Source organism: Laspinema olomoucense D3b (genome assembly GCF_025370785.1).
Taxonomy (GTDB): Bacteria; Cyanobacteriota; Cyanobacteriia; order Cyanobacteriales; family Laspinemataceae; genus Laspinema; species Laspinema olomoucense.
In genome coordinates this window covers 101921-120279 of record NZ_JAMXFA010000010.1, presented here as the reverse complement: position 1 = coordinate 120279, position 18359 = coordinate 101921, and the positions used below count along the sequence as shown (strand labels likewise).

The window sequence follows — 18359 nt, the reverse complement described above, 5'->3', positions numbered from 1 at the left end:
GAATACCTATGCTGACCGAGAAAGAACTCAGCCAACAAGAATCAGAAGCGATGCGGGTGAAGGTGCTTAGTGAAGCCCTCCCCTATATCCAGCAATTCGCTGGCCGCACAATTGTGGTTAAATATGGCGGTGCAGCCATGAAAGACAGCGCCCTCAAGGACCAAGTGATGAGGGATTTGGTGTTTTTGGCCTGTGTGGGGGTCCGGCCTGTCCTGGTCCACGGTGGCGGTCCGGAAATCAATAGCTGGTTGGACAAACTGGGAATTGAACCCCAATTTAAAAATGGTCTGCGGGTCACCGATGCGCCCACAATGGATGTGGTGGAAATGGTGTTAGTAGGCCGGGTTAACAAGGAAATTGTCGCCCTGATTAACCAAGCAGGGGGTTCGGCTGTCGGGTTGTGCGGGAAGGATGGGAATTTAATCACCGCACGTCCTCAAGGGGATGAAGGGATTGGATTTGTCGGGGAAGTGAGTTCGGTGAATACCAAAATTTTAGAAGCCTTAGTCAAATCTGGCTATATCCCCGTGGTTTCCAGTGTGGCGGCGGATGAAGCGGGTCAATCGTATAATATTAATGCCGATACGATCGCCGGAGAACTGGCTGCGGCTTTGGGTGCGGAAAAATTAATCTTAATGACAGACACGGCAGGAATTTTACAGGATCCCAAGGACCCTTCTACCCTACTGGCGCAACTGGATATTCAACAAGCGCGGGAACTGATGAAAACCGGGGTAGTTTCCGGGGGGATGATTCCCAAGGTGACCTGTTGTGTGCGGAGTTTGGCCCAAGGGGTAAAGGCGGCTCACATTATTGATGGGCGGATTCCTCACTCTTTATTGCTGGAAATTTTGACCGATACGGGGATTGGTTCGATGATTGTGGCTTCGGGATACCAGCGGTAAATTTCAGCAGCGCTTTTTCATTATATCAGGATTGGTGAGTCAGAAGGATGAAATAGCTATATATCCTTGATCCTTCTGACTGTACCGGGTGTTTAAATGTTAAATTACTGTGGTTCGATCGCCGACTTTGTTTGTAACGCCAAAAGCCGTGAAGATGCCCTGCCTCTGCTGAATGAACACTGTCGATCGCGCTTTTTTCTCCATCCTCGGCGGACCAAAAAAGTGTTGCTGTTCTTTCACGGATTTACTGCTGCACCCTGGCAGTTTGTGCCGATGGGAGAGGCATTTTTTAAGGCGGGTTACAATGTTTTAGTCCCCTTAATGCCCGGTCATGGTCAGGGGGGGAATTGGAGTCGGCAAAATCCTGCTCCATTACCCACTACCGCAGCAGTGTATCAAAATTTTGCCCAGGAATGGCTCGATCGCGCTCAAGAGTTGGGGGAAGAGGTCTACATCGGCGGGTTATCGGGCGGGGGTACGGTGGCAGCATGGTTGGCCTTGGAACGCTGTAACGATATTGCCGGTTGTTTGTTATTTGCGCCCTATTTGAGCAGCAGTAGTCGGGTGTTGGATTTGTTTGTGCGAAAGCTGACTCCGGAGTATTACGACTGGGGTGCACCGAGACCGGGACAGATCCGGCATGGGTACGATGGATTTGAAGTGGAAGCCCTGAAAACGGTGTTGTTGATGGGGTCCCAGGTGCTGAATCGGGCCAAACGAGAAGAGTCTGCACCGATGTTTATTATTTCGAGTGAGAGCGATCGCGCGGTCGGTCATCGGGAACATCGCACGTTATTTGAGTCGGTTTCCCGCTTTGCGCCCCGGAGTTGGTATCATATTTTTGACCGGGTTTTGGATATTCCTCACACCATGATGACTCAAGGGGAGGGAAATCCCCATGAATCGATGTTAATTGCAATGGCAAAAGCCTATATTGACAGCAAATTAACTTGGAATGAAATTGGGGATATTGCCGAACGAATGACCCGAGGGGAAACCTTTGATGCCGCCGTTCAGACCCTCAATTTAGACGATCGCGCTGCGGCAGAAATGCCCATTTTTATGACCTTGCTCGATAAGCGTTCTCTGGTGATGCAACGCTATACGGGGTTGCGGCGAGCTTAAGTTTCTCCCCCCTCCTAATTGCTATATCTTCAGTCAACTCCTGTAAAGGGGTAACCCTTGAAGTTTCAGGAGCATGAAAAATCCGGCAGAGTTATCTGTCGGATTTAATCCTTAAAAACTCCAGAAATTTACAAAGAACCGGGAAGCACTCCTCGGACGCGATTTGTCCGAGGTTGAACCAGGAGCCGGTTGCGGTTTTGCGAATCAATAATCACCGGATTAATTAGGGTAGAATTCTCAATGCGGGAATCAATGATTGTCGGATTAATTAAGGTAGAATTCTGAATCGTCGGTTGTCCCCCTTGAGGATAATATTGGGGATAATATTGGGGATAATAATTGGGAGGATAATAGGGATTATATTGTCCCGGATAAGCCCCAGGGTGACCATAATGGACATTGCGCGGTTGTCCTACTTGAATTGAAATTCCCCGGTCAATCACGATAGATATATTGGCATGAGCCGCTGGGGTGCTAAACTGCAATACACCAGCAGCGATCGCCATCGGTGCCAAGGCGATCGCGACGGGATGAGACGCTCTCAAGGAACGAAATTTCTCCAACATTGTTTTGCCTCAAAAGGGGATAAACCAAATCAATCAAATCGAGTGCCAGGTTCGGTGACGCGCAGGAACGCTAAAATGATTCAGTAGATTGCCTAAATCAGCAATCAACAGCGACATTTTATAGAAAAATCGTGAGTACAGAACCCTTAGAGCAATTTAAGATCGAGTACCAAACTGGCAAAAACGCCTTTGAGCGAGGCCAGTATAGAGAAGCAGTGCAATTTTTAGCAAAAGCGAGTCAGTTAGTCGATCGCAATTCCCGATTAGGGGGAGAAACCCTGATGTGGTTGGTCACCGCCTACCAGGGAGCAGGACAATCTTCCGAGGCGATCGCCTTATGCCGAACTCTCATCCGCCATCCTAGCATCGAAACCCGCAAACAAGCCAAGCGCTTAATCTATATTTTAGAAGCGCCAGAACTCAGATCCCGTCCTGAATGGAGAGTGGAGATTCCGGATATGAGTGAGTTAGATGAGGGAACCTCAAAAGTCGCTCAAGTCAGCATGACGACAACGGCAAAACAGCCAAAACGTAAGTCACCCGACTCGGAACTGCCGTTTGAGGACCTCTCCCAAATCAATACCCAGGACAATGGATTTGTCTGGGTGGCAATGGTGGCGATCGCTTTACTGGTGGGGGGATTGCTATGGTTTAGCTAAATGCTGATTTAGCGCATCGTTCCAAACCCCGCTACTCTAGCGTTCTCCAGCCCCTTCAAACCGTCCCAAAATAGGGTAAGATAAGCACAGGTGCGTTCTATTCTTCGGTTAACGGCATACCCGAGTTCCCCATAACCTGCCACCCCTCGGCACAGACGCCAAATCCTCAATCCGGAATCCAGCTAGTCCCGGGAAACCCCAGGGTTGCGATCGCGGTTTCTCCGATTCCTCCTGATTCAACCCGCGATCGCAATCCCTCGCCATTGAAACCCTGTCGTGATGTGGCTTTAATGTCCAGGTTCTGGGGTTTCCGAAGCGCCATTCCCCCTTCTCCTCCCCGGTGTGGCACCGGGTGGAAGTCACCTGGTCCTGTTGAGTGAAATCGTTCCCCGGTGACGCACAAGGAGGAACCGGGATGTTAGCTCTTTCATCCGCTTTATCCAATCATGAGCGCTGCCGTCAAGGATTTATTCTATGACTCAAGAATTTAGACATAAACGCTTCGATAAAGGTCACGTTATTCCCCACTCTTTCCTAGAAGAATTTCGCACCAAAGCTCCGAGTACCCGCCGCTATCTCTTAAATTCTTTAACCTTATTTGCTTGTATTTCTCCCGAACAGCAACATCAGGCATTAAATGATTTAATCCAATCGGAATTAGTCAGTTTAGCTGAAAAAACTCAAAATTATCTCCATGACCGCATTCATACGGTCCTCCAGCATTTTGGCATTGATGAAGCTGGAGAATCCAAAAGAATCGCCGAATATTATTATCGGTATTATTTGCTCACCGGAGCTATTCCAGAAAATTTAACCACCGAATATTTAACCCATCTTTTAAATTTTATTATTGGCATAGAAGTAATTAAAATCATCTTCAGAATGAGCTTTATAGAACAACAGCGCTTCTTTGAAATTCAGGGGCGCTACGCCATTCAAGTGATGATATTTTATCGGTATATTAAACCCATTCGGGATAAATTAATTCAGGAAAAGCTGATTAGCCGGGATGTCAGCGGAAGTTATTATTATACTAAAGCTAACTTAAGTGAGGATAAAATCTTAGATTATATCTTTGAGGTCTTCAAACTCGAAAAGATAGAAACATTAGGAGAATTAGCCAAAGATTTACAGTTCGACCGTGAGTATATCTATAAACCCCCTCACGCCGACGATCGCGATGTGCCCGTTTTCTAACTCCCTCAAGCAGATTGGGGGAGCAAAAACTCACCCTCCCTGGTGAGCCCTCCCCACTCAACGCGTCGGACTACTTTCCCTCCCGGTGAACCGATGCCTCAACTCCACCCCCCAGGCGGAAGGCTCAGGCTGGCGGCTGCGCTGACTTTATGATTTGGACCTCCTTTGTGACCCGAATTCTGACCAATTTTGGCCAGTTTAGTCCCCACTTTTGATAGATGCGATTTATCGCACTTGATGCAGGCTTACCCCAAACTGGGGGAGAGCTTTATCAAAATGAGAAACCCCTAAACCGAACCCACCAAGTCTACAAAAATTTTCTACAATATGGGGTAAATACATCAAAAAATTGACCGGCCTACCCGACATCCCGGCCAAGCGTATTTTTACTCATTTTTAGGAAAATTCAGGGGCGATCGCCAACTTTAGGAGAAAAAAAAATGTCCATCACAAATAGTTCTATAAAACGCCAGAAATCTAGCGGACCGCCAAGAGTGCTGCCGCCGCCGCCGCCGCCTCCCTCCGGCATCACCAGCAGAAACGCCGCCCAAGCGGCACAGACTCAAACCAATTATATCAAAGCCCTGGTTGAACAAGCCCATAGTTCCAAAGCCTCGGATATTCACATTCGCGTTGGCGAAATCCCCCGATTCAGAATCCGGGGACAAATGCACGAAGCCCCCGAACAAGAACGCCTGACCCCGGAAAAGTTTAACGCTTATCTCAACGAAATTCTTACCTCGGCGCAGCGGTCCCAATTTGCCAAAACCAAAGAACTGGATACCGCAATTTTCTACCCCGGCTTTATTCGCTGTCGGGTGAATTGCTTTGAAACCCTGATGGGTGGGGCGATGGTCCTGCGCTTGATTGACCTCCATGTTCCCTCCATCGACGAATTGCGCTTACCCGAAGTCCTTAAAAAAGTGATTTCCCATTCTCAAGGGTTGGTTTTGGTGACGGGTCCGACGGGTTCGGGTAAATCGACGACAATGGCGGCAATGATTCGCTGTTTGAACGAAAGCAACTATAAGCACGTCCTGTCCATCGAAGACCCGATTGAATATGTCCATGCCTCAAAAAGTTGCCTGATCTCGCAACGGGAAGTGGGACTGCATACCGAGGATTTCCACTCCAGCTTGCGATCGGCCTTGCGGGAGGACCCAGATGTGATTCTGATTGGGGAAATGCGCGATCGCCTGACGATCAATATCGCCCTCCAAGCCGCCCAAACGGGCCACTTGGTCCTCGGAACCCTCCATACGCGCACGGCTATCAGCGCCATTAACCGCCTTTTAAATATGTTCAATCCCGAAGAACAAACTGCAATCCGAATTCAGATTGTGGAAACTTTGTATGCGGTGATCGCCCAACTGTTGCTTCCCACCACCGATGGAGGACGGACGACGATTAATGATGTGTTAATCAATACCACCACCATGCAGGATTACTTGTATAAGGGGGATGATGATGGGGCTTTTGCCTTAATGCATTCCGATACTTATGAAGGAATGCAGGTGATGAACCAGGACCTGTATCGGAAAGTCATGGATGGTCGAGTGGCGATCGAAGTAGCCGAGATGCACTCTCCAGATCCTGGAGAACTCGATCGCCTGATTCGCACTGGAGGATTTGACGCCTCGCGATCGCCTCGGGATTTTGCTTAATTCTCTCGTTCCTACGAACCCAGAGAACCACTGAAGTTATCACATCCAATAAAATAGCCCGCCTAGGCGGGCTATTTTTTGTGTACCGACAGGCTTTAACCTGTCCGCAATAGCCCGCGCAGGCGGGCTTTGTTCGTGTAGCGGCAGGCTTTAGCCTGTCCGCCACTCTCACTGTCCGCTAATCTCACATCAATTACCGTTTCGCCAACTTCTTAATCGTCATCTTCCGCAAGCGAATCGATATCGGCGTGACTTCTAACAACTCTTCGGGACCGATGTATTCCAGCGCCCGTTCTAAACTCATTTCCACCGGCGCTTGTAACTGCACCAGTTCATCTCCCGTAGAAGACCGCACGTTGGATAACTGCTTGGTCTTCGCCACATTCAAATCTAAGTCTTGAGGACGGTTATGTTCCCCAACAATCATGCCTTTATATACTTTCGTCCCCGGAGTAATAAAGAATACCCCTCGGTCCTCAGCATTTTTCAACGAATAGAACGTCGCCGTTCCTTCTTCAAAAGCAATAATTACACCGTTGCGACGGGCTTCAATATCTCCGGCAAGCGGGCGATAATCTAGGAAGCTATGGTTCATAATTCCCGCCCCGCGAGTCAGACGCATAAACTCGCCTCGGAACCCGATTAAACCTCGTGCAGGAATGGCAAATTCCAATTGAGTGCGTCCGGTGGCATTGACGTGCATATCTTGCATTTCCCCGCGTCGTTCGCCGAGGCGCTGCATACAACCGCCCACCCCTTCTTCGGGAACGTCCAGAACCAGACATTCAAACGGTTCACAAGGTTGACCATTGATTTCGCGGTAGATAACCTGGGGTTGGGAAACTTGGAATTCGTATCCTTCCCGACGCATGGTTTCGATCAGGATACCCAGGTGCAATTCACCCCGTCCTGAAACGAGGAATTTATCCGGGGAGTCCGTTTCTTCGACACGGAGAGCGACGTTAGTTTCTAGTTCTCGCAGGAGGCGATCGCGCAATTGCCGAGAGGTAACAAAGGTTCCTTCTTGTCCGGCAAAGGGAGAATCATTCACCCAGAAGGTCATCTGTAAAGTGGGTTCATCCACCTTAATCAGGGGTAACGCTTGGGGATCATTGGGACAAGTAATGGTTTCCCCAATATTGGCATCGGCGAACCCCGCAACGGCGACAATATAACCTGCTGAAGCTTCCGGCATATCCACCCGATTGAGACCTTCAAATCCCATTAATTTGGTGATTTTAGCCTTAACAATTTCGCCCCCTTCCTTGACCAAAGCCGCCTGTTGACCAGCTTTAATCACCCCATTGTGAATGCGACCAATGACAATCCGGCCTACATATTCGGAATAGTCCAGGGTCGTGACTTGCAACTGGAGGGGTTTAGTGGGGTCTCCCACCGGAGGCGGAACGCGATCGAGAATCAGGTCAAATAGGGGCTGCATATCCACCCCTTCTTCTTCCATCTTCGTTTTGGCATATCCCGACAAACCGGAGGCAAACAGATAGGGGAACTCGCACTGGTCATCATCGGCCCCGAGTTCCAGGAATAAATCTAGGACTTTATCTACTGCCGCGTGGGGGTCTGCGCGGGGGCGGTCAATTTTATTGATCACCACAATCGGGCGGAGTCCTTTTTCTAAGGCTTTTTTCAAGACAAAGCGAGTTTGAGGCATGGGACCTTCATTGGCATCCACAATCAGCAGACAGCCATCCACCATTCCCAGAACCCGTTCCACTTCACCGCCAAAGTCCGCGTGACCGGGGGTATCGACGATATTGATTAACGTTTCTTTGTAGCGAACGGCAGTGTTTTTGGAGAGAATGGTAATGCCGCGCTCCCGTTCTAAGTCATTGGAGTCCATGACGCAATCAGGAATCTCTTCCCCTTCGCGGAAGATGCCAGATTGTTTGAGGAGAGCGTCAACGAGGGTGGTTTTACCGTGATCGACGTGGGCGATGATGGCGAGGTTACGAATGGGAAGACTCATAAATTGCGTCAAGGATGCGAAATTGCAGAAATAAGTGAAGCAGATAGCATTTATATTTCTTTACAATTCTAGCGCATCTTAATCGAGATTGCAGATGCGATATCTAAATTTTTGTCTTTTCCGATTTCCCATCAAAACCCACACCCTCAAGGGTCTGGCTCCACAGACGAAGCCCGCCTGCGCGGGCTAATAGATAAAAACAACTTTTGATACCCGGATTTGGTATGAGTCCGGACTCGCCTGTGACGTGAAATATAGCTGTAGGGGCAATTGATAAATTGCCCCTACAGATGGAACTATCTGCGCCCTGCACCAGGCTGAGGAGTGAGACTCAGTTGCGCCTCGTTGAGATTGGTATTGATTAATTGAGCATTTTCCAAATTAGCCTCTCCCAGACGCGCCCCGGCTAGATTTGCCCCATATAAATTGGCATTTTGGAGGGTAGCCCGTTCTAAACTGGCCCCAGTGAAATTGGCCCCGCGTAAATCGGCCCCCAGTAAATTGGCGCGGTCTAGGTAGGTCGGCGAAACCTTACAAGTGGCCCCGGGACATTGGGGACCCGTTGGCTTGATCGCTGATAAATTAGCACCCCGCAGACTCGCTTGTTGGAGATTGGCATCCATCAGATAGGCCCCGCTGAGTTCTGTAAAACTCAAGTCGGCAAAACTCAAGTCTGTACCATTGAGCTTGCTGGTGAGTAACCGCGCCCCCCGGAGATTCGCCCCGGAGAGGTTGGCGGCGCGTACATTGGCGGTAGATAAGTCCGCTTGGGTCAGGTTGGCATTTCTCAAATCGGCGCGGACGAGATTGGCCCCATTTAAATTGGCTTTATGAAGGTTGGTTCCGTTCATAATGGCATCGCGCAAGTCTGCTGCCGTGAGTTGCGAGATGACTAACGGGGGGTTAACCGAGGTAATGCGATCGCGGCGAATCGTGGTGGGTAGAGGGCGCACAAACCGCGCTTCACTCAGATTGGCCCCGGAAAAATCGGCCCAGCGCAGAATCGACCCGCGTAAATCTGCACCACTGAGATTAGACTCGGTAAGATTTGCCCCGCGCAAATCCGCCCCCAGTAAATTGGCCCCAGGGAGATTGGCCCCGCGCAAGTCCGCCCCAATCAAGTCGCATCCCATACATTCGTTGGTGCGTAATAACTGGAGGACATGATCGGGATTCACCCCGAAGGCAGTTCGGGGAAAGGCTAAGGGAAGTAATGCGGCAGCAGCAGCGAATAACAGCCTTGCCGCCACCTGTTTTGGTGCGATCGTCCGTTTCATGGTGTTCCTATCTCCTGAGAGAGTGTCAAATCCGGTATGTAAAGTCTATAAAACCCCGCACCCTGAAGGGTGGGGCTACACAGACGAAGCCTGCCTGCGCAGGCTGAAGAGTATTGGGGAAGGAGTCATCCAATTAGGTTCAGGAACCCGGTTTCTGGCCCCTAGGTTGTAATCCGATACCGACCCTTGAGGAGTAGACTAATACTAAATCCCTTTGTCAAAGACCTGGTTTATTCTTGAGCCCGCGCAGGCGGGCTTGGTCCGTGGAGCCAGACCCTTCAGGGTGCGGGTTAAAGCCATAAGTACCGGATTGCGATAATTTGAGGGTAGCACTGGTTTCATGCTCCGCCCCACGCTGGAAAATCCTATACTAGAAGAAGATCGGGAACTTCAATGAGGGCAGGATATGGCTCTAAATCCCACAGTAATGCAGGCTGTCGAAAAGCTGGATTATCGCGTTACCGTCGGTGACGTGGCAACTAGCGCCGGACTGCAAGTGAGTCTCGCCGAGCGAGAATTATTAGCTTTAGCTTCCGAAGCTGGAGGACATTTACAAGTTGCGGACACGGGAGATATTGTCTATGAGTTTCCCAAACAATTTCGTGCCATTCTGCGGAATAAGTATTTCCGAATTCAGTTGCAGGAGTGGTGGGAAAAGGTCTGGCGGATTCTGTTCTACCTGATCCGAATTTCCTTTGGGATTATCTTAATCCTGTCAATTTTTATTATTTTTGCCAGCATCTTTATTATCCTGACAATGGCGAATAAAGATAGCAACAGCAATCGGAGTAGTCGGTCCTCAGGCGGTGGGATGATATTTTTCCCGCGACTGTTTTGGGGACCGGATATTTTCTGGTTTTTTGACCCCAATTATGGCCGGTATCAGCGACAAAGGCGACAAAAAGCGGCGGCGGCTTCATCGTCCGAAGAATCGATGAATTTTTTGGAGTCCGTGTTCTCATTTTTGTTTGGAGATGGGAACCCGAATGCCAATTTAGAGGAACGGCGCTGGCAGGCGATCGCCGCGACGATTCGGAATAATCAAGGGGCAGTTGTTGCCGAACAAATTGCTCCCTATTTGGATGATTTGGGAACCGGATATAGCAAGGAGTTTGAAGATTATATGCTGCCGGTCCTGACGCGATTTAATGGTCGTCCTGAAGTCAGTCCCGAGGGGCAGATTGTCTATCATTTTCCGGAATTGCAGACGACGGTCCAACAACGAAACGCCCTGGCTATCCCGGCTTATTTACGGGAATTGACCTGGAAATTTAGCGAAGCCTCTTCCACTCAATTAAGCCTAGCGGCTGGATTGGGGGTGGTGAATATTGCTGGGGGAATTTTTCTAGGTTATTTATTGCAAGACGGGGCAATAGTCGCCCAAATTGGGGGATTAGTGGCGTTTACTGCCTCGATTTACTGGCTGTTGATTGGGTATGGAGTCGCCTTTTTGTCTGTTCCGTTAATTCGGTACTTGTGGCTAAAAGGACGGAATCGCAAAGTCGAAGCCCGAAACGAAGCTAGACAACAACAGGCGATCGCCTTAACTCAACCCTCCGATGAGTTACAGCAAAAACTCGCCTACGCCCAACAATTTGCCGCCCGAAACATTATCGGTAGCGGGGATATTGCCTACACCACTGAAACCGATTTAATCGAGCAAGAAAGCCAAAATTCCGCCAAACTGGATGCCGAATGGCTCAAGCGTTTGGAAGGATGAAATCGGAAGGATGAAGGAGGACGGAGGCATTCCCTCTTTCCCCTTCCTCCTTCATTCTTCCGTTAATCCTGCTTGAGACGTTTGAAGGTCAAAAACCCATAACCATAGGCCGGAGTAAAGTTGAAGTTTACCATTTCCCACCCTTCTTCCCCCTTATGATTGGAATACTCATAAAGCGGTTGCTTTTTGTGTTGGTCTCGTAGTTCTTGTCCGTTTGCACTATGCACGCAGAGGTCACCGGCAAAGTAGTCAAATCGAACAAAAAGGTATTCCCACTTTGGCACAGTGATCCTCCTGTTATAGATGGGTTGACAAAAAATCTCTGCCGTTTTCTTACGGTGGGAGATACAGGGTAGAGAGGGAATTATCTCTTGCAGTTGGTGATCAGTTGGGGGAGCAAAGTCAGCCCACAACTGATCACCAACTGCTTACTCTACACGAATTTTTGCCAAAGTAGCATTTTGGTAATAGTGGAGGACGATTTGTTGGTAATTTACACCCTGGGAAGCCAGATTGTAAGCCCCCCATTGACTTAATCCGATGCCATGACCAAATCCCCGACCCTGAAAGGTAAATCCTGTGGGGGTATTGGATAGGGTATTTTTACTCGCCGAGGGACCCTGTTGAGGCACTACGGTAAACCGGGCGCTTCTGAGGTTGAGGGCCTGCCGTAATTCTTCCCCATCGATGGTCCGCTGTCCCGCATCTCCCACAATCAGCATGGACTGAATTCGCCCGTGGGGGCTGGTGCGTTCGGGTCTCATGGACAGGACATTCCCCACGCCGGAGATGCGGCTGCTGAGTTGGCTGCTGGTGAAGGTTTCGGTCCATTGGTAGACGGGGGAACCGGCATCATGGTCCGGGACGCCGCGCAGATAGGGCCGGGGTTCCATCCAGACATCTTCCACATTTTCCGTATGTCCCCCCGAGGAGGAGTGGAAAACGGCTTCAATGGGTTCACCATTGTAAACCAAGACTTGTCCGGCAGTGGCTTGCACCGCAGCGTGGGTGGTATTGGCTTCTTTTTCGACCCCTTGATAGACTTGCCAGTAGGTGTCATTCCCCACGTCATAAAGGGAATTTCCGCGTTTCTGGCGCTGATAGAGGGCATAAGTCCGGGCAGCTACTGCTTGAGCTTTCAGGGCTTCCTGGGGCCAACTCGGACTCATTTCCGCCCCTAAGACGCTGTAGAGATATTCTTCGAGGTCCACCTGGTTAATCACTGTGAGTCCGCCGGAGGTGGGAACCAGGACTGTATTGCCGCGATACCAGCGATCGCCAATATAGACATACCCATCACCACTCGGTTCGATCACGATTTGGTTGCCTTGCCAACCCCCGAGGGCCACACCGGATCCCGTACTCCGGGCTAAGGATGCCTCCATGCCATTCAGTTGTCCCAGGGACTGACCTGCACTATCCAAAACTGTCGCTGGGGTAGAACTGCCAATAGTCACTTCGCTGACATCTTGTTTAATCGCGACTCGCAACAATAAACTGGCTTGGGCCGGGGCCACCATCATCAGCCACATCAACGCAATCAGCCACCACTGGTGTCGGCTTTCCCATAAAGGTTTGAGTGGAGATAACAATCGGTTTTGGGTGGGTGCTAGTTTCATGGTTGGCAAGCTCCTCAAACAGGGACTCCTCTAGGATAAATTGCAAAAGATCAGGGTTAATCGGGTTCACGGGCATTCTTCATCACCGAAGTCTACCCCATGTCTAGTCATAACCCCCTATCATACAAGCAATATGAGGAGAATAGAGGGCAGATGTACTCACTCTTTAGGCTGAATTTTAATCCGCTGGCATTTGCTCAAGGATGGGTAGAATTAAGTGAGTTTGATTGAGCTTGGCTCATGAAATTTTCGATTTAACCCAGTTGAACCCACTATGCCGGAAGTCCGAAGGGTGGAAATTGCCTAAAATAAGTTGTTTGAACGGTTAAAAGAGCGCGTTAAGATGCAGATTACGTTTTTAGGAACCAGTTCCGGTGTACCGACGCGATCGCGGAACGTATCCAGTTTGGCGGTCCGTCTGCCTCAGCGATCGGAAGTGTGGCTATTTGACTGCGGGGAAGGTACCCAACATCAAATTCTCAGTAGCGAAATCAAAATTAGCCAAATTAGTCGCATCTTTATCACCCATCTCCACGGAGACCATATCTTTGGATTGATGGGTCTGTTAGCCAGTTGCGGTTTAGCGGGGAATGCCAGCCGGATTGATATTTATGGTCCCGCCGGTTTAAATGACTATCTAGCCGCCTGTAGTCGCTATTCCCAAACTCATTTCTCCTATCCGATTAAAGTCCATCAAAGTCGGCCTGGGGTCGTCTATGAGGATGATGAGTTTATTGTCAAATGCGGACGCCTAGAACATCGGGTCACGGCTTTTGGGTATCGGGTGGAGGAAAAAGACCGCCCGGGACGGTTTAATGTGGAAAAAGCGGCAGCTTTGGGGATTCCTTCGGGTCCTCTGTATGGTCAACTCAAGCGCGGGGAAACGGTAACCTTAAGCGATGGTCGGCAGATTTCCGGTCAGGAGTTATGCGGTCCAACGGAACCGGGGCGGAAAATGGCCTATTGTACGGATACGATTTTTTGCGAGGGGGCGGTGCAACTGGCGCAAGATGTGGATGTGTTGATTCACGAAGCGACGTTTTCCCATCAAGATGCCCAGTTGGCAATCGATCGCCTGCATTCGACCAGTACGATGGCGGCACAGGTTGCCTTAGCTGCCGGGGCTAAACAATTGATTATGACCCATTTTAGCCCCCGGTATGCCCCGGGAAATGATATCCAGTTGGAGGATTTGCGCCAGGAAGCCCGCGCGATTTTTCCCAATACGGAGATGGCTTACGATTTCTGGACCTACGAGGTGGAACGCCATCGTTCAACGGAGTTAGAGTCGGTAGGGACAAGGAGCGATCGCCCTTAATTCCCGAAGTGCGATCGCCTTGACCCTGGAAGGGCTTTTATTCTCCTCCGGTTTCGGAAATAGCCGGACATTGGCATCGAGGAAGCTCTTCTAATAAAGGAATCAAATGTTCATCCGGAACGAAGATAGCGCTGCCGTTATCTTCCTTGTACTGATGGTTGCGCAGGCGATCGCGAATTCCTCCTAGGCGATGGGTTGAGTCTACTGGCGATCGCGGTTGGGGAACCTCCAAATTCGGCCAGGAGGGTAAATCCACACAAGGACAATTTTCCGGCGGAGTTCCCCGAATTTTGGCGGGAATCGGCATGGTACATCGCGCACAGAGCATGACGTCCCACTTTTGCGTTAGCAATTCGGCGATCGTTTCATGGGTTCCTTCCACATAACAACTGCCGTTCTTGGGATCACTCAGAATTTGCCAACACCTCTCAAATTCTGGACTGTAGGAATTATCCTGGTAAATCGGATCCGGCAGTAATTTATCCACTCCATTATTAACCACCACCTTTTTGCCTAATTGGAACCAGTAGGCGAGATATTTTTTGACTTGTTCTTCCGTTGCCATAAATTTTCCTGAAATCTTTTTGCTGTACTGACGAATCAAGCCCCTCGGGGTGATTCGCAATATTCTTAATACAACTAACGAAGGGACAAAGAGGCGGTTTCTAGAGAGTTTCTCACCGCTTCAGGCATCGCCAGTCTGGAGGATTTAGTCGCAACATCCACGCAAGTCATCCATAAGGAGACGCTACGTTGACTGAGATCCCTGGCAATTACCTCCCCACTCTTAAGAAACCTAAGCATAGATCTATCTTAGCTTGTGCTAAACCCAGCCCGGTTAGAAGAACCCCCAAATTGAGCTAGAGAAATCCTCCTGCGGGGGATATTTATGGTCAGGCTGAATTGATAGGTTTTCCCTCTAATCCTCTAGGGTTTTAGAGGGGGGGAGAACCGAACCGATCGCACTCAAATTCACCGCATGACCTCCCGTCACCAGATAAACCGGGTCGGCGATCGCCCCCAAACGGCGCACCAAATCCCCCAGGCGATCGCGAAAGCTCCGACCCATTGGGTAAGCGGGAACCACCCCCCATCCCGTCTCCTCCGCCACAAAAATCACCGTTCCTTCCTTCACACCCCTGAGACTTTCTATCAACTCCTCTAAGATTGCCCCCCAGGTGGGGTCGTCTTCTGCCAACAGATTCGCCACCCAAGTGCCTAAAGAATCCACCAACAGACAACAAGCATTCCCAGAGGTCGTCTCTTGGAGAATCGCTGCGCTGAGTTCTAAGGGAACCTCTTGGGTTGTCCAGCTTGCCAGTCGCCTTTTACGGTGGCGATCGATTCGCCCTTGCCACTCCGGGTCATCCGGATCCAGATGAGAAGTTGCCAAATAAATCACGGGTTTGCCCGATTGCTCCGCCAACAGTTCCGCCCATTCACTCTTGCCCGATCGCGCCGGTCCCGTCACCAAAATGATCCGCTTCACCACCCGCTGTCCCCCTGATTTTTGTTGTTCGCTCCATCTGGCATCAGGATTTCCCCCGGGAATCCCCCGGACCTCTAACCCTTGTTGCCTTTCCCTGGGTCTGTGTATCAGTTCTTTTCCTAGAGCGGTAAGTTATACTGCTCCAAGGCGAGTCAGTCCATTCCAGAAATTTTCACCGAGGATTCAGGAGGTTGAAATCCGTTAAACAAAAAATGTCAAGCGTCCGAAATGCTCGGGTATCCTGAATTTTCATCGTAAATTATACCGCCGGTTTAAACCCTAAAATCCAAATAAAATTTTAAGACCCAGACCCCCTGGGTACGGCGTCAGTTTAGTCAAAAGCCGCATGATAATCCATCGGAATGATCACAACCTTTGGGAAGCAGACCGGATTCCCACCGGGACGATTTAAAACTCACCACAGGAGCTAGACTCAATCGGAGTAACCCATTTATGCCACAGCCCGATATTTCTGCGATTATTTGTACCCACAATCGAGACTTCTATTTGGGTGCTGCGATTGATAGCTTGCTTCAGCAAGATTTCCCCAATTTTGAAATTATAGTGGTGGATAACGGATCGAGCGATCGCACTAAAGAGGTCGTCGCCCAACGGGAGTCCGACTCCCGGGTCAAATACATTTATGAACCCACCCTGGGATTGTCCTTCGCCCGGAATACGGGATTTAAGCAGGCCCGCAGTCAAATTTTGGCCTATCTGGATGATGATGCGATCGCCTCTCCCCAGTGGTTGCGAACTCTCTGGAATGCCTATCAGCAAAATGAAAAGTTGGCGATCGCTGGGGGTAAAGTTACCTTAATTTGGCCCGAAGGGGTCCAAGCCCCAGTTTGGCTTTCTCCGGGTCTAGCAGAAAACCTAGGCGCTTATGACCTCGGGGACCAAATTACTCTGATTCGGGAACCGGGTCTGACTCCAAGAGGGTTAAATTACTCCATTCGGCGATCGTTTCTGGAAAAGGTGGGCGGTTTTGATTTGAACCTCGGGCGGGTGGGGAAATCTTTGCTGTCCAATGAAGAACTACACATGACTGAACTGGCCCTCAATCAAGGGTGGGAAGTCGCCTATTTGCCCGAGGCGATCGCCGCCCACAATGTCGCCCCAGAACGGTTAAAGCGCAGTTGGTTTTTAAGTCGCGGGTGGTGGCAGGGGATTAGCGAGTGTTACCGCGAACAACTCACCGGACGTGCTGGCATGGGACAGTTGAGTAATGGGGGTGAAAAATTCCTGCGGGGGGTTTATAAATCTTTAAAATATGTTCGAGATCCGGCCTTAAGCTTTGACAACTTGGTGTACGCTTACGGTCAGATTGGGTATTTAAGTGCAGCCATCCGCTCCCTGTTTTTGGGTTCTCCATCTGCCGGATCAGCATCCACATCGGTTAGGGAGAAGCATTCGGGCGATCGAGCCGAACCCGGTTAAAACCACACAGAGCAAATCGGAGGTTGGAATGTGCCTAGGATGGAGTTCAACGAGGATGAAGGAGGATAAACGAGATTGGCAGAACAGGCTCAGGAGTATCGAGGGCGATCGCAACTTTCACCGACTCTTAACCCCCGAAGAAAGCCCCCTACTCTATAAGTTTGAGAATCACCCTTAACCCCTGCGGGTACAAAATCAACCTGTTGTCCATACTGTAAGCTTGCGTTAGGTTAAACCAGATTATCATGGCCTCGATACCTTCAAAAATTCCAATTTCTGTTTTGATTCCCGCTAAAAATGAAGAAGCCAATCTCCCGGCTTGCCTAGCGAGTCTCGCACCCGCCGATGAAGTTTTTTTAGTGGATTCCCAAAGTAGAGATCGCACCATTGAAATCGCTGAAAATTGGGGTGCCAAAGTTGTTCAATTCCACTTTAACGGCGGCTGGCCCAAAAAGAAAAATTGGTCCTTAGAAAACCTCCCCTTCCGCAACGAATGGGTGCTAATTGTCGATTGTGACGAACGCATCCCCCTAGAACTTTGGGAAGAAATGGCCCAAGCCATCCAAAATCCCAACAGTGATGGCTATTATCTCAATCGTAAAGTCTTTTTCCTGGGTAAATGGATTCGCTACGGAGGCAAATATCCCGACTGGAATTTGCGCCTCTTCCGCCATCAAAAAGGCCGCTATGAAAACTTAAATACCGAAGACGTTCCCAACACCGGCGATAACGAAGTACACGAACACGTCATCTTAGAACGTCCCGCCGCCTATCTGAAAGCCGACATGATTCATGAAGACTTTCGAGACATTTATCAATGGTTAGAACGCCATAATCGCTACTCCAACTGGGAAGCCAGAGTGTACTATAACCTCCTCAGCGGCAAAGACGACAGTGGCACCATCGGAGCCAACTTTTTCGGCGATGCAGTCCAGCGCAAACGCTTTCTAAAAACCGTCTGGGTGCGCCTCCCCTTCAAACCCCTCCTAAGATTTATTTGGTTCTACATCCTTAAACTAGGCTTTTTAGATGGAAAAGCCGGGTACATTTATGGACGCCTGCTCAGTCAATATGAATATCAAATCGGAGTCAAACTCTATGAATTACGCCAATTTGGTGGACAGTTGAATCAAACCTCAGTCCAACCCACCGCCGAATCCCAAACCCTTCCAGAAATCAAAGAATCAGCTTAAACCTAACCACAGATTACACAGATGACACAGAAAAACATCCGTGAAAATCCGTGAAATCTGTGGTTAATTTTTTGCTTCCCAACAATTTGACGCGACACCTACTAAACCTAACCGCTCAATCCATAACCACAGATTACACAGATGACACAGAAAAACATCCGTGAAAATCCGTGAAATCTGTGGTTAATTTTTTGCTTCCC

At 49.6% G+C, this 18359-nt stretch carries 18 protein-coding genes; 9 read left to right on the top strand and 9 right to left on the bottom strand.

The features are described from left to right. The first annotated feature begins 8 nt into the window (after nucleotides 1–8). Both argB and NG792_RS09760 read left to right on the top strand, forming a co-directional pair. Complete coding sequence (gene argB / locus NG792_RS09765; RefSeq protein ID WP_261196868.1) at nucleotides 9–905, top strand: acetylglutamate kinase; 897 nt, start codon at nucleotides 9–11, stop codon at nucleotides 903–905. 96 nt (nucleotides 906–1001) lie between these two features. Then, entirely contained in the window at nucleotides 1002–2030 is a 1029-nt protein-coding gene (locus NG792_RS09760; RefSeq protein WP_261235323.1) for an alpha/beta hydrolase, read from the top strand. Nucleotides 2031–2158: 128 nt separating this feature from the next. Here the strand turns inward: NG792_RS09760 and NG792_RS09755 are convergent, their stop codons facing one another. Continuing rightward, nucleotides 2159–2596: a hypothetical protein gene (locus tag NG792_RS09755; RefSeq protein ID WP_261235322.1), complete on the bottom strand. Its 438-nt coding sequence runs from the start codon at nucleotides 2594–2596 to the stop codon at nucleotides 2159–2161. 131 nt (nucleotides 2597–2727) lie between these two features. On the opposite strand from NG792_RS09755, the gene NG792_RS09750 reads away from it, so the two are divergent. Continuing rightward, entirely contained in the window at nucleotides 2728–3255 is a 528-nt protein-coding gene (locus NG792_RS09750) for a tetratricopeptide repeat protein (protein ID WP_261235321.1), read from the top strand. A 166-nt stretch (nucleotides 3256–3421) separates the two neighbouring features. Here the strand turns inward: NG792_RS09750 and NG792_RS09745 are convergent, their stop codons facing one another. After that, nucleotides 3422–3577 (bottom strand): hypothetical protein, encoded by a 156-nt coding sequence (locus NG792_RS09745; RefSeq protein ID WP_261196862.1) that lies wholly within the window; start codon nucleotides 3575–3577, stop codon nucleotides 3422–3424. Between the two features lie 152 nt (nucleotides 3578–3729). Here NG792_RS09745 and NG792_RS09740 point away from each other — a divergent pair, with 152 nt between their 5' ends. Further along, nucleotides 3730–4452 (top strand): hypothetical protein, encoded by a 723-nt coding sequence (locus tag NG792_RS09740; protein WP_261196861.1) that lies wholly within the window; start codon nucleotides 3730–3732, stop codon nucleotides 4450–4452. Between the two features lie 440 nt (nucleotides 4453–4892). Then, the gene (locus NG792_RS09735) at nucleotides 4893–6116 is read left to right on the top strand and encodes a type IV pilus twitching motility protein PilT (protein WP_261196860.1); all 1224 of its coding nucleotides are present in this window, start codon (nucleotides 4893–4895) and stop codon (nucleotides 6114–6116) included. 193 nt (nucleotides 6117–6309) lie between these two features. On the opposite strand, the gene typA is transcribed toward NG792_RS09735, so the two are convergent. Both typA and NG792_RS09725 read right to left on the bottom strand, forming a co-directional pair. Then, nucleotides 6310–8103, bottom strand: coding sequence for a translational GTPase TypA (gene typA / locus NG792_RS09730; RefSeq protein WP_261196859.1), 1794 nt, complete (start codon nucleotides 8101–8103; stop codon nucleotides 6310–6312). Nucleotides 8104–8399: 296 nt separating this feature from the next. Next, complete coding sequence (locus tag NG792_RS09725; protein ID WP_261196858.1) at nucleotides 8400–9380, bottom strand: pentapeptide repeat-containing protein; 981 nt, start codon at nucleotides 9378–9380, stop codon at nucleotides 8400–8402. Between the two features lie 406 nt (nucleotides 9381–9786). Between NG792_RS09725 and NG792_RS09720 the strand changes: the two genes are divergently transcribed. Beyond that, nucleotides 9787–11100, top strand: a complete 1314-nt coding sequence (locus NG792_RS09720) for a hypothetical protein (protein WP_261196857.1) — start codon at nucleotides 9787–9789, stop codon at nucleotides 11098–11100. A gap of 62 nt (nucleotides 11101–11162) precedes the next feature. On the opposite strand, the gene NG792_RS09715 is transcribed toward NG792_RS09720, so the two are convergent. Then, nucleotides 11163–11384 (bottom strand): hypothetical protein, encoded by a 222-nt coding sequence (locus tag NG792_RS09715; RefSeq protein WP_261196856.1) that lies wholly within the window; start codon nucleotides 11382–11384, stop codon nucleotides 11163–11165. A gap of 144 nt (nucleotides 11385–11528) precedes the next feature. Beyond that, nucleotides 11529–12719: a SpoIID/LytB domain-containing protein gene (locus NG792_RS09710; protein ID WP_261235320.1), complete on the bottom strand. Its 1191-nt coding sequence runs from the start codon at nucleotides 12717–12719 to the stop codon at nucleotides 11529–11531. A 343-nt stretch (nucleotides 12720–13062) separates the two neighbouring features. On the opposite strand from NG792_RS09710, the gene NG792_RS09705 reads away from it, so the two are divergent. Next, entirely contained in the window at nucleotides 13063–14037 is a 975-nt protein-coding gene (locus NG792_RS09705; RefSeq protein WP_261196854.1) for a ribonuclease Z, read from the top strand. Nucleotides 14038–14074: 37 nt separating this feature from the next. Here the strand turns inward: NG792_RS09705 and NG792_RS09700 are convergent, their stop codons facing one another. The 3 genes from NG792_RS09700 to cobU form a co-directional block, all read right to left on the bottom strand. Further along, complete coding sequence (locus NG792_RS09700) at nucleotides 14075–14602, bottom strand: hypothetical protein (protein ID WP_261235319.1); 528 nt, start codon at nucleotides 14600–14602, stop codon at nucleotides 14075–14077. A gap of 74 nt (nucleotides 14603–14676) precedes the next feature. Next, a complete protein-coding gene (locus tag NG792_RS09695; RefSeq protein ID WP_261235318.1) occupies nucleotides 14677–14841 on the bottom strand; it encodes a hypothetical protein in 165 nt (54 codons plus the stop codon). 115 nt (nucleotides 14842–14956) lie between these two features. Then, nucleotides 14957–15529 (bottom strand): bifunctional adenosylcobinamide kinase/adenosylcobinamide-phosphate guanylyltransferase, encoded by a 573-nt coding sequence (gene cobU, locus NG792_RS09690; RefSeq protein WP_261196849.1) that lies wholly within the window; start codon nucleotides 15527–15529, stop codon nucleotides 14957–14959. 450 nt (nucleotides 15530–15979) lie between these two features. On the opposite strand from cobU, the gene NG792_RS09685 reads away from it, so the two are divergent. Next, the gene (locus tag NG792_RS09685) at nucleotides 15980–16966 is read left to right on the top strand and encodes a glycosyltransferase family 2 protein (protein WP_261196847.1); all 987 of its coding nucleotides are present in this window, start codon (nucleotides 15980–15982) and stop codon (nucleotides 16964–16966) included. Between the two features lie 245 nt (nucleotides 16967–17211). Continuing rightward, a complete protein-coding gene (locus tag NG792_RS09680; protein WP_261235317.1) occupies nucleotides 17212–18159 on the top strand; it encodes a glycosyltransferase family 2 protein in 948 nt (315 codons plus the stop codon). Nucleotides 18160–18359 lie beyond the last annotated feature (200 nt).